Annotated in this window: 5 protein-coding genes and 1 pseudogene; 5 read left to right on the forward strand and 1 reads right to left on the reverse strand. The window is 54.5% G+C overall.

All coding sequences use genetic code 11. The annotated features are described in order from the left end of the window. The 5 genes and pseudogenes from ABJQ89_RS03865 to ABJQ89_RS03885 form a co-directional block, all read left to right on the forward strand. A pseudogene (locus ABJQ89_RS03865) lies at positions 1 to 625 on the forward strand (alpha/beta hydrolase); the annotation flags it as partial. 78 nt (positions 626 to 703) lie between these two features. Further along, a complete protein-coding gene (locus ABJQ89_RS03870; RefSeq protein ID WP_348494952.1) occupies positions 704 to 3,040 on the forward strand; it encodes a VWA domain-containing protein in 2,337 nt (778 codons plus the stop codon). A gap of 30 nt (positions 3,041 to 3,070) precedes the next feature. Beyond that, a complete protein-coding gene (locus ABJQ89_RS03875; protein WP_348494953.1) occupies positions 3,071 to 3,643 on the forward strand; it encodes a hypothetical protein in 573 nt (190 codons plus the stop codon). 154 nt (positions 3,644 to 3,797) lie between these two features. Continuing rightward, positions 3,798 to 4,721, forward strand: coding sequence for a hypothetical protein (locus ABJQ89_RS03880; RefSeq protein ID WP_348494954.1), 924 nt, complete (start codon positions 3,798 to 3,800; stop codon positions 4,719 to 4,721). Positions 4,722 to 4,814: 93 nt separating this feature from the next. Continuing rightward, positions 4,815 to 5,096, forward strand: coding sequence for a PqqD family protein (locus ABJQ89_RS03885; RefSeq protein ID WP_348494955.1), 282 nt, complete (start codon positions 4,815 to 4,817; stop codon positions 5,094 to 5,096). Between the two features lie 25 nt (positions 5,097 to 5,121). Here the strand turns inward: ABJQ89_RS03885 and ABJQ89_RS03890 are convergent. Continuing rightward, positions 5,122 to 5,834, reverse strand: a 713-nt coding sequence (locus ABJQ89_RS03890) for an asparagine synthase-related protein (protein WP_348494956.1), incomplete at its 5' end; no start/stop codon positions are given.

The following is a 5,834-nucleotide window of genomic DNA, read 5'->3' on the forward strand; positions in this document are numbered from 1 at the left end:
GGATGACTTAGGTCTGCACAACTGTGTTGGCGTCGGACTGTCTGATGGCATCATCCCGATACTGGCAGAACAAGATCTGCACCCCGATAGATTTTCCGCGCTGGTGTCGGTGGGCTTCAATGGTTGTCTCAATCGTTCGGCCTTCAAAAAACTTCCCGTGCCGCAAGCGACGCTATTGCGCCTTGGTAAATATGCCCCGGAGCTTTTGGAACTGATCGCAAAACTCGGTTTCCGTATGATGCAAAAACACGGGATTGATTGGTATTTAGAACGCGCGCACGCGTCGACGCCGCTCGATCTTCAAATTTGCCGCAGTCCTGAAACCGCCACGCTGGTGCGCGACGCATGTGCCCATTTGGCCGTTCAGGGCACGCGGACCTTCGTGCGCGATATGCAAATGTTTCACGCCCCCGTAGATCGCGCCATTGACCGTTTGGCAATCCCAATGCGCAGCCTTGTGCCGACAGAAGATGGGATATTTGATTTGGGCGAATACCAAGACCTCGAAAGGCGCAATCGCAACATCACGGTTATTCCTGTTGAGCAATCTGCCGATTTGCTGATTTATCAGCAAACAGAATTCATCCTAAACCACATCATCAAGGTCGTAGATCAACACCGATGAAGTCATACACCAATTAGGGTATGAACCTGTTTTTCACATCTTCTAGTTCTGTTGCAAACGAACTGGAGACATTACGAAATGTACGGCAAAATCACTCGGGCACTTTGGCTAGCTCTTACAACGACCCTGAGTACTTTCATCGGACCCGCCGCCTATGCCGATGGCGATGTGGCAACCGATCTCATGTTTGTCTTTGACGCCTCTGGCTCCATGTGGGGGCAGGTCGATGGTGTCGCGAAAATCGATATCGCACGCGACGTTTTCACAGATATTTCCGAGGGCTGGGCTCAATCTCAGCAAGCGGTTGGCCTCATTGCCTACGGACACCGCCGCAAGGGTGATTGCTCTGACATAGAACTTTTGCAAGCTCCCTTGCCCAGCGGCATGCAGACCCTAACGACCAAGGTGCAGAGCCTTGTACCGAGAGGTAAAACCCCTCTGTCCGAGGCTGTGCGAATGGCTGCGCAAACGTTGAAATACACCGAAAACGCTGCAACCGTCGTGCTGCTTACGGATGGAATAGAAACCTGCGATCTGGACCCTTGTGCCGTCGGAGCAGAGCTTGAGCGCCTTGGGGTTAATTTCACCGCCCATGTGGTCGGCTTTGATATTCGCGCGCAAACGGACAAAAACCAGCTGCAATGCTTAGCGCGTAGTACTGGGGGAACCTATCTCGATGCGCGCGACGCCGAAACGCTGAACACTGCGCTTGCGAATGTCACCAAGGTTGTTGATGTACCCATAGGCCCGACAACCGCGCATGTGACCCTCGCAATTTCCGACGGCACCGCGCGACCTGCCACCGTGACGCTCATCGCGACCCATGCGGACACAGGGGAGATCCGCGAGCTGGGTCAGTTGTCCGGCGCTGAACAGGTGTTGAACGGATTGAAAATTGATCTGCCGCAAGGCAATTGGCGCTTTGCGGCAGAGGGCGATGGCGGGACCGGCGTGCTGGACGTCGCGCTCAATAATGCCACGCAAGAGGTGACCATCCCCTTCGCCGCCAGCACTGCCGCGTTTGAACTGACGCCCGTTGGGCAGTTTACCACCGATGGCAAAATTCAGTTTGAGCTGCGCAGCCAAAAACCCTTACAGCAAAACGCAACCTATAGCGTGATGCTCTTTCCTGCGGGGGCAACCGCCTTTGATCAGAATGTGACTTTCACCTACCGATTTGGCAGCGATGCGGAGACCACCGAGCACAGGTTTAATCCATGGGAATACGATCTCGCGGCGGGGGAGTACGAGATCATCATCATGGGCGATAGTTATGATCTCGCGGACAATCTTGGCCGCTATGCCATCACTTTGCTTGACCCACAGGCGGCCATTGAAACCGTCGAAGAACCCGCGCCCAGTTTTGCCATGTCGCAGCTCATTGAACCCCTCAGCGCGGGCACGCAGGGTGGCCTTCGCCTCAACGGGCCAATCGCAGCGGGTGATCAAGTGGTGTTCATCGGGCTCGACGACCAAAGCAGCCAGAGCGTCGATCTGCCCGCAGATGGATTGCTACATGTCCCAACGCAGCTCCAGCCCGGCACCTATCGCCTTCAACTTTTGCGCGCGGACGGGAGCGATCATCATCTGGACGTGATCGACGTCCTGCCAGTCAGTGCACAGGATATCGGTGATCATTCGGGAGGCGGTGAAGCTGCGGAAACAATGTTTAGCGCCGAAGAGCTGGCAGCAGAAAACGGTGCCCAAAGCCTGCCCTTCACGGTTTGGGCGTCCTGTGACGGCCCCAATCCCTGCCGCGTGCAGGATCGCCGCGTGTCGCTGGAATGGGCCATGCCAGCCGGTTGGGCCAGTGAAGAGCCGTTTTATTACACCACAGCAGGCGGTGCGCAGGTAGAACATCCTACCGTTCAAATGGGGCGGGCCCATGATGGCGCTTTCAACGTCGTTCTTAATCCGCGCCAATGGGATGCCCAACTTGGCCACTGCAAAGAGGTGCCCCAAGGCATGTTGTGTCATGAAGCTACGGATGTTTTGCGAGATCAAACCGATTTCGAACTTATCTATTTCAGCTTGCATGGTGACTTGCCCAAACCCGAAGGGTGGCTCCCACTGGGCCGCAACTGGACTATTGATGACAAGATTAGGGAACGGACAATCGGCCTGATCAAAATGATCGAACCGGATGAGCGGGCGCAAACCATCACGGTACAATTGACGCTCTCCAAACCCAATCAGTTTGGCCTCGAAGATACTTCAATGGCCGAGGCAGAGCTGCGCCTTGGTTGGGATAAACGCCCGCTTGTGAGCAGCATCATTGGCACCGTTACCTTCGCCGACGGTAGCGTCGATCTACTCTTGTCACGTCCGGGTGGCTGGGATGGCACAAGCAATCAATGGGCCGGCCAGATCACCAACACCGCAACCAATCAAACCACGTTTGTCACAGTCCATTAAGGAGCGTGCAATGAATCGAGAGACAGACCTATGACCACATGGATAAAACCAATTGCAGTTTCGCTGGGCTTGCTCGCTTGGACAGGTTTGCCCGTCTTTGCCTGCACGCTAAGCAAGGAAGAACTGGCGCTCTCTCTCATCGGCGATTGGCAGGTGAGCAATAGCTTTGGAACGTTGAGCTTTAATGGAAGGACCATGCTACTCCCCGCAGGCAACACGGGGCAGGCGCAGATTATTCCAACCGAAACCGGATTGGCCGTGATCGGTGACATGGCGCCGGGCACTTATAAACTGACGTTCATCGAAGAGGCACGCTTTACCCTAGACGCGCCGAGCCAGACCATTTTGGAAGCTGGTGAATATCTGTTCGGTGAAAAGCCGCAGATTGTAACCAGCGACGAGGCGGCGCTCATAGCAGGCTGCGCAGACGGGGAAATGCTGCCGCAGATCTATACGTCGGGTCAGTTCCAAGACACAGAAGGGCTTGTAGACTTCGAAGTCTTCTTGTTCGTGATGAGTGAGCGTTCCATGTACGGTATCCTGTCTGGCAAATTGCATGCGATGGGCGGGCACGCCAAACGTGTCACCCACTGGTCGCGATAGGGGAAAACTCGCGAAACCTATGTGCTTTTATTTTCAGCAGCCTTGAAAAACATCTTTAAAGGCAAGCTTTTCAAAGTTATCTTCCTAAATCGCGGGGCCTGATCTTTTGCCATAACCCACTGTTTCATTAGTAAGATATTTGGATTGATTGATTATGACGGCCCCTGTCGATGCAGCTTATCGCTACCGTGCTTACGGCTGCAATATCGTCAGCGATATCCCCTTTGAAAACCTTACGGAGGGGGCTGACCCGTCACGCGACACAATCACAATTCGCCGTTGCGATAGCCTGCCGGATGCACCCAAGGATGCCCGCGCGTTTGGGAATTTTGGCATGGCGGGCGCGCAGTATCTTTCCCTCAATATCGATGGCTTTGTCAGGTTCAGCGCCTTGAATGGGAACACGCTCCTTTATTGTCCCCACGAGACAGCGACGAACGGGACCTTGCAGGTGTTTCTATTAGGGTCTGGATTGGGCACAATCTTGGCCCAGCGTGACTTTCTCGTGCTCCATGGCAATGCGGTTGAAATCGATGGCTGCGGCATGGTCTGCGTTGGCCCATCTGGCGCTGGTAAATCCACGACGGCGGCGGGGCTCATGCAACGGGGCTTTCGCGTGATCAGCGATGATGTTTGCGCAATCGATGCGCAGGGCCAGATTGTGCCGGGCATTCCATATTTTAAACTATGGCAAGACGCGGCATCTGGCTTGAACATCGAAACCACAGGGCTGTCGCGCGTTCACCCCCAACTGGAGAAATACCGTGTTGCGATGGCGGACGCATTCTGCGCCGATCCCGTAGACGTGCGCATGATCTTCGTCCTAGCCCGGAGCGGATCGCAAGATTTTACCTGCGAGACACTGACGGGCCATGCCAAGTTTACCGCCCTACGCGCCAACACTTATCGATTGGAGCATGTTGAGGGCATGGGGCTTGCCGAGCGCCATTTCCAACAATTGCACAGACTTTCACAGCGCATCACTGTGAAACGCATAGGCCGCCCAGTGTCGGGCTTTCATCTGGATCAACTGCTCGATTTTTTACTCACGCAGGCCCGTTCCAAAGCAACGACATGACGACCATTTGCGAGGCTCGAGTAAATCGATAACGTCTTGCGGGCGGGTGCTTCGATCTATTGAATGGCCTGAGTGATTTTTGAGGAAAATTTTTTGAAACCTGACACACTTTTCAAACGTAATTCCGAACTGATCGTCGCTGAGACGGACGATGAACTGGTGATGATGGATGTGACGCAGGGCAGCTATTTCGCGCTCAATCAGGTAGGTGGCCACATCTGGGTTCAACTTGAAACGCCGCAGACGCTTGCTGGGCTGATCGAAAATGTACAACAGTCTTTTACGGCATCCGACACTGCTCAAATAGCGGCAGATGTGCGCACATTTATAACCGAACTCGCAGCCAAAAACTTGATCAACGAAATCGATACTTAGAACGCCAAATCGGCGTAAGCATCGCTTACCCTGAATGAGCTTGCGCCGCCTCTTCGTCTAGCGCCGCTTGATAGGTCATCATGGCGCCCACGGCGGCAAAAGACACATTAAGCGGCGGCGCTTGTTTCTTGCCACTGCTTGAGACGTCGAGCACATGCTGATGCGCTGCCTCAAACGATGGCAGTTTTTCCAAGTGCGCGCGCACGAAATCAAAATCAAACACATCGTGCAGCCGCGCGTCGGTCTCTAACTCGGCCAGCTTATCAATCAGCTCCTGTTGCATCGATGCGATGTCCAAGACCGCTTCGACAAAGGGATAACCGGTTTGTGCCCGCAAGCGCGCGGCATCTGGCAATATCCCGTTCATTGCAGCGCGCACGGGTGCCCTGAACAGCCCGTCACGAAACTCGTATTCAGGCGGGCAGGTGAGCGCAAAATCGATCAAATCTTGATCCAACAAGGGATGCACATAACGCACGCCACTGCGCAGCCCGTGGCAGGCCAGAACCTCGATCCTAAGGGCGAGCACAGGGTTTGTGATGGCATTCACTCGGTTGGCAATCGTATTGCTCGTTCTATTCTCGCTCAGTGACGACACTGCCCCGCTTCGGTGTTTCAATCCCGTCATAAGGTCAGAAACGACTGGAGATGCTTTTCCAAACGGGGCCTTCATCAGCTGGCGCACGCGGCTTTTTTCAGAAAATGCAGCGTTGAAGGCGGCCTTGGCCACAAATTTCC

Source organism: Planktotalea sp. (assembly GCF_039984035.1).
In the GTDB taxonomy this organism is placed as follows: domain Bacteria; phylum Pseudomonadota; class Alphaproteobacteria; order Rhodobacterales; family Rhodobacteraceae; genus Planktotalea.